We start from the raw sequence: 18,731 nt of genomic DNA on the forward strand, positions 1-18,731 counted from the left end.
ACGTGACCGATGCCGAGGCGCGGTTTTCGCAATGGCATCAGCCTTTCCGGAGAAAGGCGTCGACAGGCGCAGGCCGCGCAGGGGCCTGCCCGCGAAACCGGCCGACGGCGTCGGGCGTGCAGCCGGCGTGCGCCGCTGCGAGTTCGACGGCCGCCAACTGGCAGTAGCGCCCTTGGCAGCGGCCCATGCCTACGCGCGACAGCGACTTCACCCGGTTGGCCTCGCCGCCGCCGAAATCCAGACTCTGGCGTACCTCTCCGGCAGTTACGTTCTCGCAGCGGCAGGCGATCGCGGCGTCGGGGAGCGCCCGCACCATCGCTGCCGGCCAGGGAAAAGCGCAAGCCAGGCCGTGGGCAAAGCGCTCTAGCCGCGCAAGCTCACGCAGATCGGCCGCGTTGGAGGGCGCTGGAAATCCAAGATCGGCAAGGCATGCCGCCGCCGCGAGACGCCCAGCGATCTCCGCGCCGTCCGCTCCCAGAAGACGAACCCCATCGCCCGCAAGATAGACTCCGTTGCCGGCGCGACCCATCCGGTCTGTCATTGGCAGCCATTGCCGCCACTGCTCGTCGTAGGTGAAGGCGCATCCCGCCAGGTCGGCCAGGTGCGTCTCCGCCCGCAGGTGCCAGCCCATGCCTATCGTGTCACATGGAGTGAGGCGCTGCCTTCCGCCGGCGTCGCGCCAGCGCATCGCCGTGACACCTTGCCCGTCGGCCTCGATCTTTTCGAGACTGACGCCTGCGTGATAGCGACCGCCGAGCCTTGCCCGCAGGGCGAGGCCGCGCAGTGCGACGAACGGCCGGGCGGCCAGCTTCCAGAGCCCGCGCATCTGCTGATCCCAGGGAGAGGTGTCGAGCACCGCCGCCACATCCGCTCCAGCCTTGACGAGTTGGGCACCGACCAGCGACAGCAAAGGCCCCGACCCCATCAGGACGATCCGCCGTCCGAGCGCCACGCCCTGCGCCTTGAGCGCGATCTGCGCCGCGCCAAGGCTATAGACACCGGCACTCTGCCAGCCCGGGACTGGAGCGACACGATCGGACGCGCCCGTCGCGAGGATCAGACGGTCATAGAAGATCACCTGCATGCCGCCCTCGCCCAGCACGTGCAGCCGCCCCGCCTGCACGGCGATGACCGAGCTTCCCGTGCAATGGGTGAGTCGCCCGTCGGCCGCCAACCGGTCGAAGACCGCATGCAGCGCACGCGCCTTCGCCGCCTCCGACCCATAGAGGTGCTCCGGCGTGCGGACGAACCCGTCAGGCGGGCGACGATAGATCTGGCCGCCGGCGCGCTGCCCTTCGTCGATCACAACCGGATGGAGCCCCGCATCGACCAGTGCCGCCGCCGCCCTTATGCCGGCGGGACCAGCGCCGACGATCGCGATCCGCGTCGACGGGGCCTCACTCACGGCCAATTCTCCGGCGGCGTGGTGCGCAACCGCATGCCTTCGGCGATCAGGGTTGTGCACGCCCGCAGGCGCGGTCCCTCCTCCTGCCACACCCAGCAATCCTGGCAGGCCCCCATCAGGCAGAAGCCGGCGCGCGGCTCAGGTCCGAACTCGGACATCCGCAAGGCATGCCCTGACGCCAGCATCGCGGTCAGCACAGTGTCGCCCTCGAGCGCCCTACGGATCTGCCCGTCAAAAAAGAAATGCACCCCCGCCCGGTCGCGCTCGGCCAGCCGGACGATACGGCCGGTGGTGATCATTCCGCGGCCTCGCGCACGGGGAGAGGACGCGGCAGTTCGGGGAAGCGTTCGCAAACGGCATCGAAAGCCGCCTGAACACCCTCCGACCCGGAGCGTCCCTTCATGCGGCGGAAGATCTCCGTCTTGGCGAAGAACCGCCAATGGATCGGCAAGTCCCTTAGTATGGCGGTGAGCCGGTCATAGGCTGGCGGCGTCCACTGCGCCTCGTAGCCTTCGCGCTCCGGACCGAAATGGAAATGGCCGGTGGCCGGCTCGTGATGCGCGCGCACTTGCCCCGTTGCCTGCTCGTCAACCTCGTCGCCACGGAGGACGACGCCATAGTCGCGTTCGGCCGCACCCGGCGAAAGATAGCCGCGCCGCACATCCTGCGCGACCCGCCAGGGCTCTCGTTCATACGGATCGCCGCGCCCCCCGCCTCCGGCGGAGCGGATCTCGAGCACGTCGCCGGGCTGCAGGACCGCAGTGTCGATATTGCCCAGCGGCCGCTCCCGCTCGCTGCCCGGATTGACGACCATGTCCGACAGTCCGGCGGCCTTGCCGCCCAGCACACCCCAGGGACGGAAGAAACTGCGGTCGCGGTTGCGCGCCGTGATCCTGGAGTCTGGGGCAAAGACGCGAAAGGCCATGTCGGTCGCCAGCCCGCCGCGCCAGCGGCCCGCGCCACCACTATCCCTGGCGAGCCCGTATCTCACGAATTCGATTGGGGTCTCGGTCTCGGTGATCTCGATCGGCGTGTTCTTGAGGTAGGCGGCATCCGCGCCAGAGCCGTTGGTGCCGTCGCGATGCGGCATCGCGCCGCCGCCGCCCACGACCGGGTTCACCGCCGCGATGACGGTGCGGCTGGTGCGCTCGTCCGTGGTCATGACGTTGACGATGCAGTTGTTGCCGGCCGGAGCCGCGGGCAGGCGCTCCGGCACGGCTTGCGAGAAGGCGCCGAAGATGACCGACCGCAGCCGGGCGCAGGTGAGCGAGCGCATGCCAACCGCGGCGGGATGCACAGGATTCAGCACCGACCCAGTGGGTGCGATGCAGGTGAACGGCCGGGTGAGGCCTGTGTTGAGCAGGATCTTTGGGTTCAGCGTATAGAGCACATAGTAGACACCCACCAGCAGCATAGTGTGACGCGGATCGCCGCCCGAAGGCACGTTGAGCGAGGAACCGAGTTGCGGATCGGAGCCGGTGAAGTCTAGCACCGCCTCGTCGCCCTTGATCGTCAGCGTCAGCTTCAGCCGGCATGGATTGGCCTCGACCGAATCCTCGTCGGCGTAGTCGGCGAATTCCCAGGTGCCGTCGGGCATGGCGCGCAGCACGTCGCGCGCTTGCGCCTCCGCATGGTCGAGAAGCGCCGAAACACCTTCGATGAAGCCGGCCTTGCCAAACTTCCGCACCATCGCCTGGATCTTGCGCTCGCCGGTGTTGAGCGCCCCGACCAGCGCCTTGATGTCGCCGATGTTGAGGTCGGGCTTGCGCACATTGGTGCTCATGATCCGCAGGATCATCTCGTCGAAGACACCTTCCCGCACCAGCTTCATCGGCGGAAAGCGGATGCCTTCCTGATGGATTTCGGTCAGTGCCCGGCTGAGCGACGCCGGCACCGCCCCACCCATGTCGGTGTTGTGGATATGCCCACCGGTCCAGGCGACAATCTCGCCGTCGACGAAGACCGGCTTCCACAGATGCGTGTCGGGCGCGTGCGTGGCGACGTGGCCGGAATAGGGATCGTTGGTGAAGGCAATGTCGCCGGGCCGGTAGTCGCCGACCATCGCAATGGCGCGGTGATAGGAAAGCCCCGGATACCAGGTGGCGCCAAGCTCCATCGGCACGGCGAAGGTCGCTCCCGACCGATCCATCAGCATCACCGTAAAATCCTGCGTCTCCTTGACGAAGGCGGAGTGCGCGGTGCGATGCAGCGTATGGGCCATGTTCTCGGCGGCCGCGCGGGCATGGTTGGCCAGAACCTGGAGGTTTGTACGGTCAAACATGGCGTCACTCCGCGAAGGTCAGCAGAAGGTTGAGATGGCGGTCTACCCGTGCCTGCGCTCCGGCGGGAATGGCTAAGGTAGTATCTTCCTGAACGACCACGGCAGGCCCGTGGAACATGCTGCCCGGCACGAGGGCCTGGCGGTCGTGGAGGTCGACCGTTTCGACGCGGAGGCCCGTATATACCGGGAGCCGGCGCGCCGGGATGGCCGCAACGTCCACTTCTTCGGTCTCCGGGAGGGAGAGTTTCGGCCCAGCGCCTATAGCGGACAGCCTGATATCCACAAGCTCGACCTCGCCATCCGGGTCATGGAAATCGTAAAGCCTCTGATGGGTAAGATGGAAGGCCTGCTCGATCGGGGCTACGTCGTCGCCCGTCAGCCATTCCGGCGAAAGGACGACCTCGATCTCATAGCTTTGGCCGAAGTAGCGCATGTCGCAGGAGAGAGTGAGTTCCGCCGCCGCGTCGTGGCCCTGCGCCGCAAGCCAGCCGCGGCCCTCATGCGCGAGCGTCTCGAAGGCCTTGCGAATTGTCGGGAGCGTAGCGCCCGACAGCGGGGTGAAGACCGTGCGGATGAAGTCGCCGCGCAGATCCGCCACCAGGCCGCCCAGCGCCGACACCACGCCGGGGCGGCGGGGCGCCATGACGCGCTCCATCCCGAGTTCACGGGCAAGGAAGGCGCCGAGCATGGGGCCGCCGCCGCCGAAGGGCATCAGCGTGAAATCGCGCAAGTCGACGCCGGCGCGCGAGGCGAGTTTCTCGACCTCGACGAACATTTCCGACACCGCGATGTCGAGGATCGCCTGCGCCGTCTGCTCGATCGGGCGGCCGAGCCGGGCGGCAAGGTCGCCAACCGCGCGATGCGCCAGTTGGGTATCGATCCTGAGCTGGCCGTAGGCCATCTCGCTGTGGCCAAGCCATCCGCACACCACCATGGCGTCCGTCACCGTCGCCCGCTCGCCGCCACGGCCATAGCATGCCGGTCCTGGCGTCGAGCCGGCTGACTCCGGCCCGACCCGCAGCACTCCTTGCGCGTCTACACTGGCGATCGAGCCGCCGCCGACGCCGATCGAGCTCACTGACACGGACGGGATATGGAGCGGAAATTCGCCGATCAGTTCACCGGTGCCGAACTGCGGCTCGCCATCGATGATGAGCGCGAAGTCGGCCGAGGTCCCGCCAATGTCGAGGGTAAGGACCTTGTCCTCGCCCGCCTGGCGCGCCAGCCACGAGGCGCCGATGACGCCGGAGGCTGTTCCCGACAAAAGCATGTTCACGCAGGCGCGCTTGCCTTCGGCAGCGTTCATCAGCCCACCGTTCGACTTTGTCAGCATCGGACGGGCCGGCACGCCGCGGTCCTTCAGCCGCTCTTCCAGCGCCGTCAGATAGCCCGAGACGCGCGGATGGACATAGCCATTGAGGATGGCGGTCGAGGTGCGCTCATATTCGCGGATGACAGGCCACACCTCGGCCGAAGAGAAGACGAAGAGGTCTGGCGCGAGACCCGCGATCGTTGCCTTGACGGCGGCCTCCTGCGCGGCATTGCGCCATGAATGGAGGAAGGAGACGATGATCCCCTGCGCCCCATTCGCTTTCGCCGCCGCCACCGCCCTGGCCACCGCCGCCATATCAGGCGCCTGGGATTCGCTCCCATCGGCACGCATGCGAGCCGGGATGCCGAACACCATGTCGCGCGAGATCAGCGGGTCCGGCCGCGAGCAGAACAGCGAATACATGTCCGGCATGCGCAACCGCGCGAGTTCGATCACGTCCTCGAAGCCGGCATTGGTGAACAGCGCCAGCGGCGCGCCCTTGCGCTGGATGATGGTGTTGATGCCGACGGTCGTGCCGTGCACGAAGCGCGTCATACGGTTGGGGTCAAAGCCTTCGCGCTCGGCAAGAAGCCTGAGGCCCGTCATCAGCTCGGCGCCCGGATCCTCCGGCGTCGTCAGCACTTTCAGCGAGGCGACGTGCCCGGAATTGGCTTCGAGCGCGCAGAAATCGATGAATGTGCCACCGATATCGACGCCGACCTTCCAGTCGACTTCGTTCCGCGCCTCGTCCGCCGCGATGGAACCATCCATGATACGTCCCTTCCTGTGTGCCAACCAAAGCTGACACGACAGGATGGCCAGGGTCCAAGACGTATGACGTGGAACGATATAAGTCTTGCTTATGCCCCTGTCTTGTCGTCGCCCAGCACAACGGAACAGGCCGCGCGAATCTGGTCGCGCATCATCTCATCGGCCCGCGAAAGAGCCCGTGTGCGCGAGGTGAGCAGCGCGATCGGGAATTCCGGGCCATTCGCGAGAGGCCGGACGGCAAGCCCGGCAAACTGGTGCCAGGGCAGCAGCGCATCGACGAGGGCGATCCCCAAACCGGCCTGGACGAAGCCAACCGCCGAGATGGAGACATCGATCTCGAGCGACGGCGAAACCGCCACACCTTGTGCGCGCGCGGCATGGGCTAGTTCGTCGGCGGGGCGGGTGTTTCCACGATAGGATATCAATTCCTCTCCGGCGAGATCGGAGAGCGTCAGCTCGGTTTTCCCGGCCAACGCATGCCCGATGGGCAGCAGGCAGGCGAAGCCGACGCTGCCGAGCACCTCCGCCTCGATGTCGGGAGGCAGGCGGTCGTCCAAGGCCACGCCAAGGCTGGCATCGCCGGCGCGCAGCATGTCGACGATGGCGGCGATCGGCGCCATGTGGGAGCGCAGCAAAATATCGGGATGCCGCGCCCGGAAGCTGGTGAAAGCGCGCGGCAAGATCGCCAGGGCCGGCGGCGGCGAGGCCGCGACCCGGACCAGCCCCGTCCGACCCAGACGCAGATCAGTGGTCTTGCGGCGCAAGCCCTCCAACCCCGCCGATAGACGCTCGGCATCGGCGAATATCTCGAGCGCCTCCGGGGTTGGCCTCAGCCGGCCCTTGATGCGCTCGAATAACGTGAAGCCGAGTTCGTCCTCGGTGTGGAGCAGGATCTGGCTGAGTGCGGGTTGGGAGATGTTCAGCATCCGCGCCGCGGCAGTCACGGTACCCGCGCGCATGACGGCGATGAACACTTCGAGCTGACGGGCCCGCATTGCCACTCCATAGGTCAAGCTTATGGCTGTTGTCCAAACCCATCTTTGACGCAACGAAGCGGTGCCGACAAGATCGGCGACTTCAGGATCATTCGCTCCGCGCAGGGAACAACCATGGATGTGATCGTGCTGGGCGGTGGATTGATGGGGACGGCTTCGGCCTATTTCCTCGCCAGGCGCGGTGCGCACGTGACGCTGATCGAGCGCAACAGGGTCGGCACCGGAGCGACCGTCGCTTCCTTCGGCAACATCCGGCGCACGGGGCGTCATCTGTCCCAACTTCCGCTGGCTCATCGCTCGCTTGAGCTGTGGCGAGAGGCCGATCAGATGCTGGGCCGTGACGTGGAATTCCGCGCCACCGGTCATATCCGGCTGATCTTTGATGAAGGTAGTCTTGCCGACATGCGGGCTTATGCCGAGGCGGCGCGACCTTGGGGGCTTGAACTGGAGGAACTCGGACAGCGCGAAACCTCCTCCCGGTTTCCCGGCCTCGGCCCTGACGCGATCGCCGCATCGTTCTCGCCGCATGACGGCAGCGGCAATCCCCGACTGATCGCGCCGGCCTTCGCCGAAGCCGCCCGCAAGCTTGGCGTGGCGATCGTCGAGGATGCTGAAATCGACACGATCAGGCGCTCGGGGTCCGGGTTCGTTGTGGTATGTTCCAAAGGTACATTCGCCGCCGAGTGTCTGCTCAATACCGCCGGGGCCTGGGGCGCGCGCGTCGCCGCGCAGTTCGGCGAAGAGGTTCCGCTCGACGCCTGCGGTCCGCAGATGGGCGTGACCGAGCCGCTGCCGCACCGGATTCTGCCGGTGATCGGCATCTGGACGCGCGACAAGGACCATGGCGCCTATCTGCGTCAGGTCGAGCGGGGCAACATCGTCTTCGGCGGCGCGGCCGAAAGGGTACCGGTCGACCTCGATCCAGGTCATGCGGTCGCCGATCCCACGCGCCTTCCGCTGCAATTGCGCGCGGTCGCGCGACTGCTGCCGGCAATCGCGCAGGTCGCGGTCATCCGCACCTGGTCCGGCTGCGAGGGTTATGTGCGCGACATGCTGCCGGTCATGGGACGCTCGGCGACGACGCCAGGCCTGTTCCATGCCTTCGGCTTCAGCGGACATGGCTTCCAGCTTGGTCCGGGCGTGGGCGACGCCATGGCCGAACTCGTCATGACCGACCGTTGCGAAACACCGCTCGACGATTTCAGGGTTGATCGCTTCGGCCGCGCAGCCTGAAGAGCAATTGTGGACATCCACACAACGATGCACCCTTGGCCGGGAAAGGCGGGATGCCCTCTTGAATATTTTGAGATTGCGCGGGTGTGTCTCGTCATACCCCGCGCCCAAGGTAAGCTAACAGGGTGCGACGCCGAAGACGCAGGCAAAGGGGCCACGTCGTTGCTGGAGTGACCAGCCAGGCCGACAATTCCACTTGCCAAATTATGGTAGAGTGATCATACCAGTATATAAGATGACGATCGCCGACGATCGCCCAGGGTTCAAGGAGCAAGCCAGATGACAACGATTGCGCTTTTTGGTGCGGGCGGGAAAATGGGCTACCGTCTGTCGACCAATTTTCGCGGATCGGACTACACGATCCGCCATGTCGAGATCAGCGAGGCCGGCAAGGAGCGGCTGAAAACCGGTCTGGGCGTCGATGCGGTCGGCGTCGATGAGGCGCTCAATGGTGCTGAGGTCGTGATCCTGGCGGTGCCGGACACACATATCGGCAAGGTCGCCGCCAGCATCGAAAGCAAGCTGGCCCCTGGCACGATGGTGATCGTGCTCGATGCTGCGGCGCCCTTTGCTGGGCATCTGCCCGATCGTCCCGACCTTACCTATTTTGTGACCCATCCCTGCCATCCGCCGATCTTCAACGACGAGACCGAGATGACCGCCAAGAAGGACTTCTTCGGAGGCGTCGCGGCCAAGCAGCATTTCGTCAGCGCGCTGATGCAAGGGCCGGAGGAAGACTACGCCAAGGGCGAGAGGATCGCCCAGATCATCTGGGCACCGGTGATGCGCTCGCACCGCGTCACGGTCGAGCACATGGCCCTGCTCGAGCCAGGCCTTTCGGAAACGGTGTGCGCCTCGCTGCTCGTCGTCATGAAGGAGGCCCTCGACGAGGTCGTGGCGCGCGGCGTTGACCGGCAGGCCGCGCTCGATTTCCTGCTCGGCCACATGAATGTGCTCGGCGCCGTCATCTTCGGCGAGACCAAGGGTGTGTTCTCGGATGCCTGCAACAAGGCCATCGAGTTCGGCAAGCCGGTGCTGATGCGCGACGACTGGAAGCGCGTCTTCGAACCGGAAGAAATCGCTGCCAGCATCCAGCGGATCACGTGAAACGCGCCTTCCCTTCTCCCCTTGCGGGAGACGGACGAAACATCGACCACTCATATACAGATCATCTGAAATAGTGGTTGACTCATCATACCAGTTGGCTAAGCTGGCCGCGAACTCGGATCAAACAAGGTTTGCTGGGAAACCTGGACGAGTGGAGGACGGCGGGGAGCAACGATCCGTTCAGGAGGAGCAGGCACGCGGCTCTTGAACCCGGCGCCATCCGCAGCCTGACCAATTCAATGCATCAGCCTTGCTCGATCAAGGCACGAGCTTTCAAAGGGAGGACTTCATGAAACTTACTCGCAGAATGACGCTTGCGGCTTTCGCCGGCGTGTTGGCACTTGGCACGGCGGCACCGGCCTTCGCGGCCGACCTGATCGCCATCATCACCCCCTCGCACGACAATCCGTTCTTCAAGGCGGAGGCCGTCGGCGCCGAGGCAAAGGCCAAGGAGCTCGGCTACGAAGCGCTGGTGCTGGTGCATGACGACGACGCCAACAAGCAGTCCGAACTCATCGACACGGCGATCGGCCGTGGCGCCAAGGCGATCATCCTCGACAATGCCGGCGCCGACGCCACCGTCGCCGCTGTGCAGAAGGCCAAGGACGCCGGCATCCCCTCCTTCCTGATCGACCGCGAGATCAACGCCACGGGCGTCGCCGTGGCGCAAATCGTCTCCAACAATTACCAGGGCGCCCAGCTCGGCGCGCAGGAGTTCGTCAAGCTGATGGGCGAGAAGGGTAACTTCGTCGAACTGGTCGGCAAGGAATCCGACACCAATGCCGGCATCCGCTCCAAGGGCTATCACGACGTCATCAACGACTATCCAGACCTGAAGATGGTTGCGCAGCAATCGGCCAATTGGAGCCAGACCGAGGCCTATGCCAAGATGGAATCGATCCTGCAGGCCAATCCCGACATCAAGGGCGTGATCTCCGGCAACGACACGATGGCGATGGGTGCCTATGCGGCGCTCGCCGCGGCGAACCGCAAGGACGTCATTGTCGTCGGCTTCGACGGCTCCAACGACGTGCGCGACTCCATCACATCAGGCGGCATCAAGGCCACGGTGCTGCAGCCGGCCTTCGCCCAGGCGCAGATGGCAGTTGAACAGGCCAACGACTTCATCAAGAACAAGAAGTCGCCCGAGAAGGAAAAGCAGTTGATGGACTGCGTGCTTGTCAATGGTGACAACGCCGCCAAACTGGAAACCTTCGCGCTGAAGAACTGAACCTGTGCAACGCAAACAGCGGGGGGCGAACTCAGGGTTCGTCCCTCGCCTTCATTTCACCGGGATGCTTTGACCGCAATGTTGAACAAGCCGATCTGGCCGATTAAGTCGACTTGGCCGATCCTTGCGCTGGCCGCCGGCATCGGCCTCAGCGCCTGCAAGATCCTGCCGACGCCATCGGCGCAAGGCAGTGCAGGCGACGCGTCAGGCTTCAACCCAGACAAGATGGTCGAGGAGATCTGGGCCTCCAAGGTCATCCCGTATCTGCAGCAAAAGGCCGGGCCGTTTGCCGAGGTCCATGCTCTGGCGAAGACCGATCCGGCGGCGGCCGGCGCCAAATACGGCAATCCCAAGAAGCAGGCGAATTCGCCATGGACTTTCGCGGTCCGCGTCGAAGGCAAGATCATCGCCGCCAACACACAGTCGCGCGCGGGCACGATGGATATCGACGTCGACGGCGACGGCAAGGCGGATGCGCGCGTGCAGATCGGGCCGGCGGTGCGCGGCACGGCGCTGCGCGACAGCCTGGATTTCGTCCAGTTCAACGACTTCACCAACCAGATCGACTTTGCCCAGTTCGGCAAGGCGTTCAATGCCTATGCCGACAAGACCGTGCTGTCCAAGCTGCCGCGCGAGGCGCTGGAGGGCCGCACCGCCAAGGTGCTTGGCGCCTACACGATCGAAGGCGGCCAGGATCTGCCATTGGTGACCCCGGCGGAGGCTGAGATCGGGCCTAAGCCATGACCACGGCGCCCAGTGACGACGTCATCCTGAAGCTGGAAGACGTCTCGAAAGTCTATGCCGGCACCGTGGCGGTCAAGCAGGCCAATTTCGAGGTGCGCAAGGGCGCGGTCAATGTGCTCGTCGGCGAAAACGGCGCCGGCAAATCGACGCTGATGAAGATCATCGCCGGGGTCGAGCAGCCGACGGCCGGCCGCATTCTGCTCGACGGCAACGAGGTCTCCTTCTCATCCTCCGGTGACGCGGTGAACCGCGGCATCGGCATGGTGTTCCAGGAGTTGAACCTGTTCGGCAACATGACGGTCGCCGAGAACATTTTCGCCACGCGCGAGATCACCAACCGGTTTCGCAAGATTGACCGCAAGGCGCAGGAGCGGCGGGCTGGCGAATTTCTCGATCGGCTCGAAGCCGGTATCCGGCCGGACATGCTGGTCGAGGATCTGCGTATCGGCCAGCAGCAGCTGGTCGAGATCGCCAAGGCTGTCTCGCTCGACGCGCGCATCCTGATCATGGACGAGCCGACCTCGGCGCTGAGCGCGGCGGAAGTCGAGATCCTGTTCAAGGTGATCGCCGACCTCAAGGCGCACGGCGTGGCGATCGTCTACATCTCGCACCGGTTGGAGGAGCTCATCCGCATCGGCGACTACATCACCGTTTTGCGCGACGGCCGCATCACCGGCCAGGAGGAGATGAGAGACGTCGACACGCAGTGGATCGTGCGGCAGATGATCGGCTCGGACGCCAAGGATTTCGCCAAGGCCGACGGCCATGTTCCCGGCGAGGAGGTGTTCCGCGCCGAAGACATCTGCCTGCCGCGTGTCACCGGCGGACTGGCGGTCGACCACGTCTCGCTGTCGCTGCGCGCCGGCGAGATCCTGGGCATCTACGGACTGATGGGCGCCGGACGCAGTGAGTTGTTCGACTGCATCATGGGCCGCCACGGCCATGCCAGCGGCAAGATCTTCATCGACGGAAAACAGATCAGGGAACGCGACACGACGCGGCGCATACGGCGCGGGCTGGCGCTGATCCCGGAAGACCGCCAACGCGAAGGCCTGGTGTCGATCCTCTCGGTCGCCAGCAATCTGACGCTGGCCAGCCTGTCGCGCTTCGTGCGCCTGTTCCACATAAGAGGCGGCGCCGAGCGGCAGGCTGTCTCGCAGATGGTGCGGGAGCTCTCGATCAAGGTCGCAGACCCGGCACAGGAAGTCTCTTCGCTTTCCGGCGGCAACCAGCAGAAGGTGGTGATCGGCAAGGCGCTGCTCACCGGACCGAAGGTGCTTTTGATGGACGAGCCGAGCCGCGGCATCGATGTCGGCGCCAAGGCCGACGTCTTCCGCACCATGCGCAAGCTGTCGCGCGATGGGCTGGGCATCCTCTTCGCCACTTCCGATCTCGACGAGGTGATGGCGCTGTCCGACCGGATCGCGGTGATGAGCAATGGCAGACTGACCGGCATGTTCGACCGCGCCGAGGCGAGCGAGGCCGCGATCGTCGCCGCATCGGCGTTCGGCCATGGCCCCGCCCCGCACATCTTGCCCCAGAATTTGGAGAGCAACACTGATGACTGACATTCCGGCCAGGGCAGCCCCCTCTTCGGTCTCCAGCGGCTCAGCGCTGCTGACGCTGATGAAGCTCAGGACCTTCATTGCGCTGATCGCCGTGCTGGTGTTCTTCTCCATCGCGGCGCCGAATTTCCTATCGGCCGCCAATCTGATCCTGATGGCCAAGCATGTGGCGCTCAATGCCTTCCTCGCCATGGGCATGACCTTTGTCATCATCACCGGCGGCATCGACCTTTCGGTCGGCTCGATCGTCGGCCTGTGCGGCATGGTGGCCGGCTATCTCGTGCTCAACGGCATCGATCTGCAGATCGGCTACACCATCTACTTCAACGTGGTCGAGATCGCCTTGATCACCTTGGCGGTCGGCATAGCGATCGGCGCCGTCAACGGACTGCTGATCACCAGGCTCAACGTCGCGCCCTTCATCGCCACGCTCGGCGTGCTTTATGTAGCGCGCGGCCTGGCGCTGCTGTCGTCCGACGGCCGCACTTTCCCCAATCTGGTCGGCAAACCGGAACTTGGCACCACCGGCTTCGGCTTCCTCGGCGCCGGCCGGCTCATCGGCCTGCCGGTGTCGATCTGGATCCTGATCGTGGTAGCGCTGGGCGCGGCCTATCTCGCCCGGTACACGCCGCTCGGCCGCCACATCTTCGCCGTCGGCGGCAACGAGCGCGCGGCGCGCATTTCGGGCGTACGCGTCAACATGGTCAAGATGTTCGTCTACATGTTCTCCGGCTTCTGCGCGGCGATCGTCGGCCTGATCATCTCGTCGGAGCTGATGGCCTCGCATCCGGCGACCGGCGAAAGCTTCGAGTTGAACGCCATCGCCGCGGCGGTGCTTGGCGGCACCTCGATGTCGGGCGGCCGCGGCACGATCGGCGGCACCATCGTCGGCGCCTTCGTCATCGGCATCCTGTCGGACGGGCTGGTGATGATGGGCGTAAGCTCCTTCTGGCAGATGGTGATCAAGGGTCTGGTCATCATCGTCGCCGTCGTCGTCGACCAGGCGCAGCGCCGGCTTCAGCAGCGTGTGACCCTGATGCAGATGGCAAAGGCGGGTTGATCATGGCGACTTTGAGTGGAGCGCTGATCGGTTGCGGCTTCTTCGCCGTCAATCAGATGCATGCCTGGCGCGACATCGACGGCGCCTCGATCGTCGCCATCTGCGACCGCGACCCGGAGCGGCTCAGGATCGTCGGAGACCAGTTCGGCGTGGCGAAGCGCTACACCGATGCAGCCGCGCTGTTTTCGGCCGAGACGCTCGACTTCGTCGACATCGCCACCACCGTCGGCAGTCATCGGCCGCTGGTCGAGATGGCGGCCGCCCACCGCGTCCCGGTGATCTGCCAGAAACCGTTCGCGCCGACGCTCGCCGACGCCAAGGCGATGGTCGCGGCCTGCGCCAAGGCCGGTGTGCCGCTGATGGTGCATGAGAACTTCCGCTGGCAGTCACCGATCCAGGCGGTGCGCGCGGTGCTCGACAGCGGTGAGATCGGCACGCCCTTCTTCGGGCGCATCTCCTTCCGCTCCGCCTATGACGTGTTTTCCGGTCAGCCTTATCTGGCGACGGGAAAGCGCTTCATCATCGAGGATCTCGGCATCCACATCCTCGACATTGCGCGTTTTCTCCTCGGCGATGTGTCGAGCCTCACTGCCCGTACCGCGCGCATCAACCCGGCCATCGCCGGCGAGGATGTCGCCACCATGCTGATGGATCACGAGAGCGGCGCCATTTCAGTGGTCGATTGCAGCTATGCCACCCGACTTGCGGCGGAGCCGTTTCCCGAAACGCTGATCGAGATCGACGGAAGCGACGGCACGCTCCGGCTGGCGCAGGGCTACCAGCTCACCGTCACCGGTAAGAGCGGTACGATGGTCAGGAATATTTCGCCGCCGCTGCTGCCCTGGGCCTCGCGGCCATGGCACAACATCCAGGAAAGCGTGCTGGCGATCCAGCGGCACTGGGTCGACTGCCTTGCATCAGGCAAGGAGCCGGCGACCGCGGGCGCCGATAACCTCAAGACATTCGCGCTGGTCGAGGCCGCCTATGCCGGCGCCGCGAGCCGGGAACCGGTGCGCATCGACGACCTGCTGAAATGACCTGGGATCGCTTCCTCCTTTGCGGCACGAGCGCGGCGGAGACCGAACCGGTCCGGTTGACCGCCGGTCCGCTCAACGCCGATTTCGTCAACGGCAATCTGCGCATGATCCGCCACGGCGGCACGGAGGTGCTGCGCGCCATCGCCTATGTCGTGCGCGACCGCGACTGGGGCACCTATGAGCCAGCGCTGACGGACTTGACCATCGACCAGGGTGCCGATGCTTTCTCCGTCAGCTACGCGGCAAGCTGCACCGGGCCTGGCGGAAGCCGGCTCGCCTTCCGCGCCACCATCAAAGGCTCTTCTGATGGGCAGCTGGTCTTCGACGTCAGCGCCCTGCCCGACAGCGACTTCGAGACCAACCGCTGCGGCTTCTGCATCCTGCATCCGATCGCCGGCCTCGCCGGCAGCCCCGTGACGGTCGAGCACACGGATGGCAGCGTTGTGGCGACGAAACTGCCTGACCTGATCGACCCGTGGCAGCCTTTCAAGGATTTGCGCGCCATCACGCATGAAGTGCGGCCCGGCGTCACCGCGCAATGCCGCATGGAAGGCGACGTCTTCGAAATGGAGGACCAGCGCAACTGGTCCGATGCGTCCTACAAGACCTATGTGCGGCCGCTGGCGCTGCCGTGGCCCTATGTGCTGCCGGCCGGCGAGACCAACCGCCAGACGATCAGCCTGCGCATTGCCAGTGACGACAACACACCGGCCACCATCGAGGCATCCGGTCCGATCCGTGTGACGCTCGGCGACCCCGGTCCGGCGCTGCCGGATGTCGGCATGATCATCCACCCCGGCGATGTCGAGACGGCGCTGGCGAACCTCGCCACCCTGTCCGTGCTCGGCCCGCAACAATTGCTGTTTCACTACGATCCGACGCGCGGCCATGGGCTCGATACCTTGCGCTCCTTCGCCCGGGTCGCCGCTGCCTATCCCGCCCTTACAACGCTCGAATGCGTGGTCGCCTGCAGCGGCGATCTCGATGCTGAACTCGCAGAGGTCGCCGACACGGTGCGCCGGGCAAATCTGCGGCTCGACGCCATCGCGGTTTCGCCCTCTGTCGATCGGCAATCGACGCCGCCGGGCAGTGCCTGGCCGCCCTGCCCGCCGCTGGAAGATGTCTACGCCGCAGCGCGCCGCGCCTTCCCGGATATCCGTCTTGGCGGCGGTATGTTCAGCTATTTCACTGAGCTGAACCGCAAGCGCGTTCCGGCCGGGCTGCTCGATTTCGTGACCCATTGCACCTGCCCGATCGTACACGCCGCCGACGATCTCAGCGTCATGCAGTCGCTCGAGGCGTTGCCGTTCATTACCCGCTCAGTGCGGGCGATCTTCGGCGACAAGCCCTACCGGATCGGGCCGTCGACCATTGCCATGCGGCAGAACCCTTATGGCGGCGCCACCAAGGACAATCCGCAGGGACAACGCATCGCCATGGCGAACAGCGATCCGCGCCAGAATGGCCGGTTCGCCGCCGCCTGGACCATCGGCTATGCTGCGCGTGTCGCGCCGGTCGGTCTGGAGATGCTGACGCTGTCCGCCTTCACCGGGCCATTCGGCGTGCTGGCGGCATCCGGGGAACCCGTTGCGGAAAGGTCACCCCGGCCGATCTTCCAGGCCATCAAGGGGCTTTGCGAACTGGCCGGCCTTAAACACGTCGCGGCCAAAACGAGCGACGAGACCCGGGTACTGGCGCTGGCCGGGCGCTCATCCTCGGGCAAGACGGTCGTGTGGCTGACGAACCTGACGGCAAGCGACGTGGCGGTCGACCTTTCGGAGTTTGGCCGCGACCGTATTGTGATGACACCCTACGCGATCGCGCGGATCGGCTGAATCAGATTACTTTTCAGAATTCATCACATAGAGGGCGCGCGAGCGCTCCAGATGCTTGATCATCGCCTTCTCGGCGCCATCGGTATCTTTCTTCTCGATGCGTCCGATGATCTCTTCGTGCTCGGTCAGCGTGAACTGTTCCTTGCCGGTCCAGATCAGCATTTCGGTGTGATACTCCTTCAGCCAGCCCAGCATCGCCTCGCTGACAGCGACATAGATCGGGTTGCCGGAGATCGCAGCGATCTGCGTATGAAACTTCATGTCGGCCGATATAAAAGCTTCGGAGTCGCCGCTGAAGCCGCGCTGTTCGGCAAGGGTTGCGCGCAGCAGCTTAATATTCTCGGCGGTGGCCTTTTCGGCGGCTTCCCTGACCATGCCACGCTCGAAGAAGATGCGCGCGGTCTTGAGATGCTCCAGCGTGTCCTTCGATGACGACAGGATGATCTTGGCCGCGCTATCGACCTGTTTGATGATCGACTTGGCGGTCAGTTGCAGCACCTTGGCGCGCTCGCCATGCGAGATCGCCACGAGGCCCATATTGCTCAGCGCCTGCATCGCCTCGCGGATCGCCGGACGGCCGACCTCGAAACGCTCCATCAATTCACGCTCCGACGGCATATCGTCGCCCGGCATCAATTCGCCGCTGGTGATCAGGCGCTTCAGCCGCAAGAAGACCTCGTCGGAAAGCTTGCGCCGGACAATCGGTTCCGAACGGTTCATCGTCGCGAATCACTCCCTTGACCCGGCCCTATCTAACACTGCCGCCACAATTCGCGGAAATGCCGGCTGTCGACCTCGCAAACCTTCCAGCCGGATATGTCTTGCAATACTTATGTACTCATTATACCAGATTTCGAACACCGGTGAACCTTTTTCGAACGGCTGGGCTTGAGACAGCAGACTATGATCACCCTCACCTATCGCATCGAAACGTCCGAAAGCATCGAGGCCTTGGCAGCCAAGATCGCCAGCGACCAGTCGACTGGCACCTTCGTCGCGCTGCCCGGCGAGACCGAGGAACTGAAGGCCCGGGTGGCGGCGCGCGTCCTGGCGATCCGGCATCTACCCGAAGCCTTGCAGCCCTCCATTCCGGAAGCCGGCAATGGACCGTTTAAACGCGCCGATGTCGACATCGGCTTTCCCTTCGACGCTATCGGCACGGACCTGTCAGCGCTAATGACCATCGCCATCGGCGGCACCTATTCGATCAAAGGCCTGTCGGGCATCCGCATTGTCGACATGAAGCTGCCTGATGACTATCGCGGCGCCCATCCCGGCCCGCAGTTCGGCGTTGCCGGCAGCCGCAAGCTGACCGGCGTTGAGGGACGCCCGATCATCGGCACCATCGTCAAGCCGGCGCTGGGCTTGCGGCCGCATGAGACGGCCGCGATGGTGGGTGAACTGATTGCAGCCGGCGTCGATTTCATCAAGGACGACGAGAAGTTGATGAGCCCGACCTATTCGCCGCTGGCCGAGCGGGTGAAGGCGATCATGCCGCTCATCCTCGATTACGAGCAGAAAACCGGCAAAAAGGTGATGTACGCCTTCGGTATCTCGCATGCCGACCCCGACGTGATGATGCGCAACCACGATCTGGTGGCGAAGGCCGGCGGCAATTGCGCCGTGGTTAACATCAACTCCATCGGCTTCGGCGGCATGGCCTACTTGAGAAAGCGCTCCAGCCTGGTGCTGCACGCCCACCGCAACGGCTGGGACATCCTCACCCGCCATCCGGGGCTCGGCATGGATTTCAAGGTGTGGCAGCAGTTCTGGCGGCTGCTTGGCGTCGACCAGTTCCAGATCAACGGCATCGCCTCGAAATACTGGGAGCCGGACGACTCCTTCATCCGCTCCTTCGAGGCAGTGACGACGCCGATCTTTTCGCCTGACGATTGCGCGCTGCCGGTCGCAGGTTCCGGCCAGTGGGGCGGACAGGCGCCCGAGACCTACCAACGAACCGGCCGCACGGTCGATCTGCTCTATCTCTGCGGCGGCGGCATCGTCAGCCATCCGGACGGGCCAGGCGCCGGCGTGCGCGCCGTCCAGCAAGCCTGGCAAGCGGCAGTCGACGGCATCCCGCTGGCGAAATTCGCCCTGAAGCATCCCGAGCTGGCACGGTCGATCGAAAAGTTCGGCGACGGCAAGGCGGCCTGAC

15 protein-coding genes are annotated in these 18,731 nt (G+C 64.9%); 9 read left to right on the plus strand and 6 right to left on the minus strand.

Annotated elements, in window-relative coordinates:
- Positions 1 to 37 precede the first annotated feature (37 nt).
- The 5 genes from AB4Z43_RS26360 to AB4Z43_RS26380 form a co-directional block, all read right to left on the minus strand.
- Positions 38 to 1,405 carry an FAD/NAD(P)-dependent oxidoreductase gene (locus AB4Z43_RS26360; protein WP_202360641.1) on the minus strand — a complete coding sequence of 456 codons (1,368 nt, stop codon included), beginning with the start codon at positions 1,403 to 1,405 and terminating at the stop codon, positions 38 to 40.
- A complete protein-coding gene (locus tag AB4Z43_RS26365; protein ID WP_019860290.1) occupies positions 1,402 to 1,704 on the minus strand; it encodes a (2Fe-2S)-binding protein in 303 nt (100 codons plus the stop codon). The genes AB4Z43_RS26360 and AB4Z43_RS26365 overlap by 4 nt, the downstream gene beginning before the upstream one ends.
- Positions 1,701 to 3,686 carry a hydantoinase B/oxoprolinase family protein gene (locus AB4Z43_RS26370; RefSeq protein ID WP_441939540.1) on the minus strand — a complete coding sequence of 662 codons (1,986 nt, stop codon included), beginning with the start codon at positions 3,684 to 3,686 and terminating at the stop codon, positions 1,701 to 1,703. The genes AB4Z43_RS26365 and AB4Z43_RS26370 overlap by 4 nt, the downstream gene beginning before the upstream one ends.
- Positions 3,687 to 3,690: 4 nt before the next feature.
- Positions 3,691 to 5,769, minus strand: coding sequence for a hydantoinase/oxoprolinase family protein (locus AB4Z43_RS26375; protein WP_441939542.1), 2,079 nt, complete (start codon positions 5,767 to 5,769; stop codon positions 3,691 to 3,693).
- Positions 5,770 to 5,858: 89 nt separating this feature from the next.
- Entirely contained in the window at positions 5,859 to 6,764 is a 906-nt protein-coding gene (locus AB4Z43_RS26380; protein WP_441939544.1) for a LysR family transcriptional regulator, read from the minus strand.
- A gap of 114 nt (positions 6,765 to 6,878) precedes the next feature.
- Here AB4Z43_RS26380 and AB4Z43_RS26385 point away from each other — a divergent pair, with 114 nt between their 5' ends.
- The 8 genes from AB4Z43_RS26385 to apnL all read left to right on the plus strand — a co-directional run bounded on the left by AB4Z43_RS26385 (position 6,879) and on the right by apnL (position 16,576).
- Positions 6,879 to 7,997 (plus strand): NAD(P)/FAD-dependent oxidoreductase, encoded by a 1,119-nt coding sequence (locus tag AB4Z43_RS26385; RefSeq protein WP_038652126.1) that lies wholly within the window; start codon positions 6,879 to 6,881, stop codon positions 7,995 to 7,997.
- Between the two features lie 279 nt (positions 7,998 to 8,276).
- Positions 8,277 to 9,104, plus strand: a complete 828-nt coding sequence (locus AB4Z43_RS26390; protein WP_027047227.1) for a phosphogluconate dehydrogenase C-terminal domain-containing protein — start codon at positions 8,277 to 8,279, stop codon at positions 9,102 to 9,104.
- A gap of 289 nt (positions 9,105 to 9,393) precedes the next feature.
- Complete coding sequence (locus AB4Z43_RS26395; RefSeq protein ID WP_019860299.1) at positions 9,394 to 10,335, plus strand: D-ribose ABC transporter substrate-binding protein; 942 nt, start codon at positions 9,394 to 9,396, stop codon at positions 10,333 to 10,335.
- Between the two features lie 78 nt (positions 10,336 to 10,413).
- Positions 10,414 to 11,079, plus strand: coding sequence for a DUF2291 family protein (locus tag AB4Z43_RS26400; RefSeq protein WP_019860300.1), 666 nt, complete (start codon positions 10,414 to 10,416; stop codon positions 11,077 to 11,079).
- Positions 11,076 to 12,647, plus strand: a complete 1,572-nt coding sequence (locus tag AB4Z43_RS26405) for a sugar ABC transporter ATP-binding protein (RefSeq protein WP_038644662.1) — start codon at positions 11,076 to 11,078, stop codon at positions 12,645 to 12,647. The genes AB4Z43_RS26400 and AB4Z43_RS26405 overlap by 4 nt, the downstream gene beginning before the upstream one ends.
- Positions 12,640 to 13,704, plus strand: coding sequence for an ABC transporter permease (locus AB4Z43_RS26410; protein WP_038644660.1), 1,065 nt, complete (start codon positions 12,640 to 12,642; stop codon positions 13,702 to 13,704). The genes AB4Z43_RS26405 and AB4Z43_RS26410 overlap by 8 nt, the downstream gene beginning before the upstream one ends.
- 2 nt (positions 13,705 to 13,706) lie before the next feature.
- Positions 13,707 to 14,741, plus strand: a complete 1,035-nt coding sequence (locus tag AB4Z43_RS26415) for a Gfo/Idh/MocA family protein (protein WP_441939548.1) — start codon at positions 13,707 to 13,709, stop codon at positions 14,739 to 14,741.
- A complete protein-coding gene (gene apnL / locus AB4Z43_RS26420) occupies positions 14,738 to 16,576 on the plus strand; it encodes a D-apionate lactonase (protein ID WP_441939550.1) in 1,839 nt (612 codons plus the stop codon). Before AB4Z43_RS26415 ends, apnL begins: the two co-directional genes overlap by 4 nt.
- Before the next feature lie 6 nt (positions 16,577 to 16,582).
- Here the strand turns inward: apnL and AB4Z43_RS26425 are convergent, their stop codons facing one another.
- A complete protein-coding gene (locus tag AB4Z43_RS26425; protein WP_019860305.1) occupies positions 16,583 to 17,296 on the minus strand; it encodes a transcriptional regulator NanR in 714 nt (237 codons plus the stop codon).
- Between the two features lie 183 nt (positions 17,297 to 17,479).
- On the opposite strand from AB4Z43_RS26425, the gene oiaX reads away from it, so the two are divergent.
- On the plus strand, positions 17,480 to 18,730 hold the full coding sequence (gene oiaX, locus AB4Z43_RS26430) for a 3-oxo-isoapionate-4-phosphate decarboxylase OiaX (RefSeq protein WP_441939553.1): 1,251 nt from the start codon (positions 17,480 to 17,482) through the stop codon (positions 18,728 to 18,730).
- The last annotated feature ends 1 nt before the right edge of the window (position 18,731 follow it).

Source organism: Mesorhizobium sp. 2RAF45 (assembly GCF_052115225.1).
GTDB lineage: Bacteria > Pseudomonadota > Alphaproteobacteria > Rhizobiales > Rhizobiaceae > Mesorhizobium > Mesorhizobium jarvisii.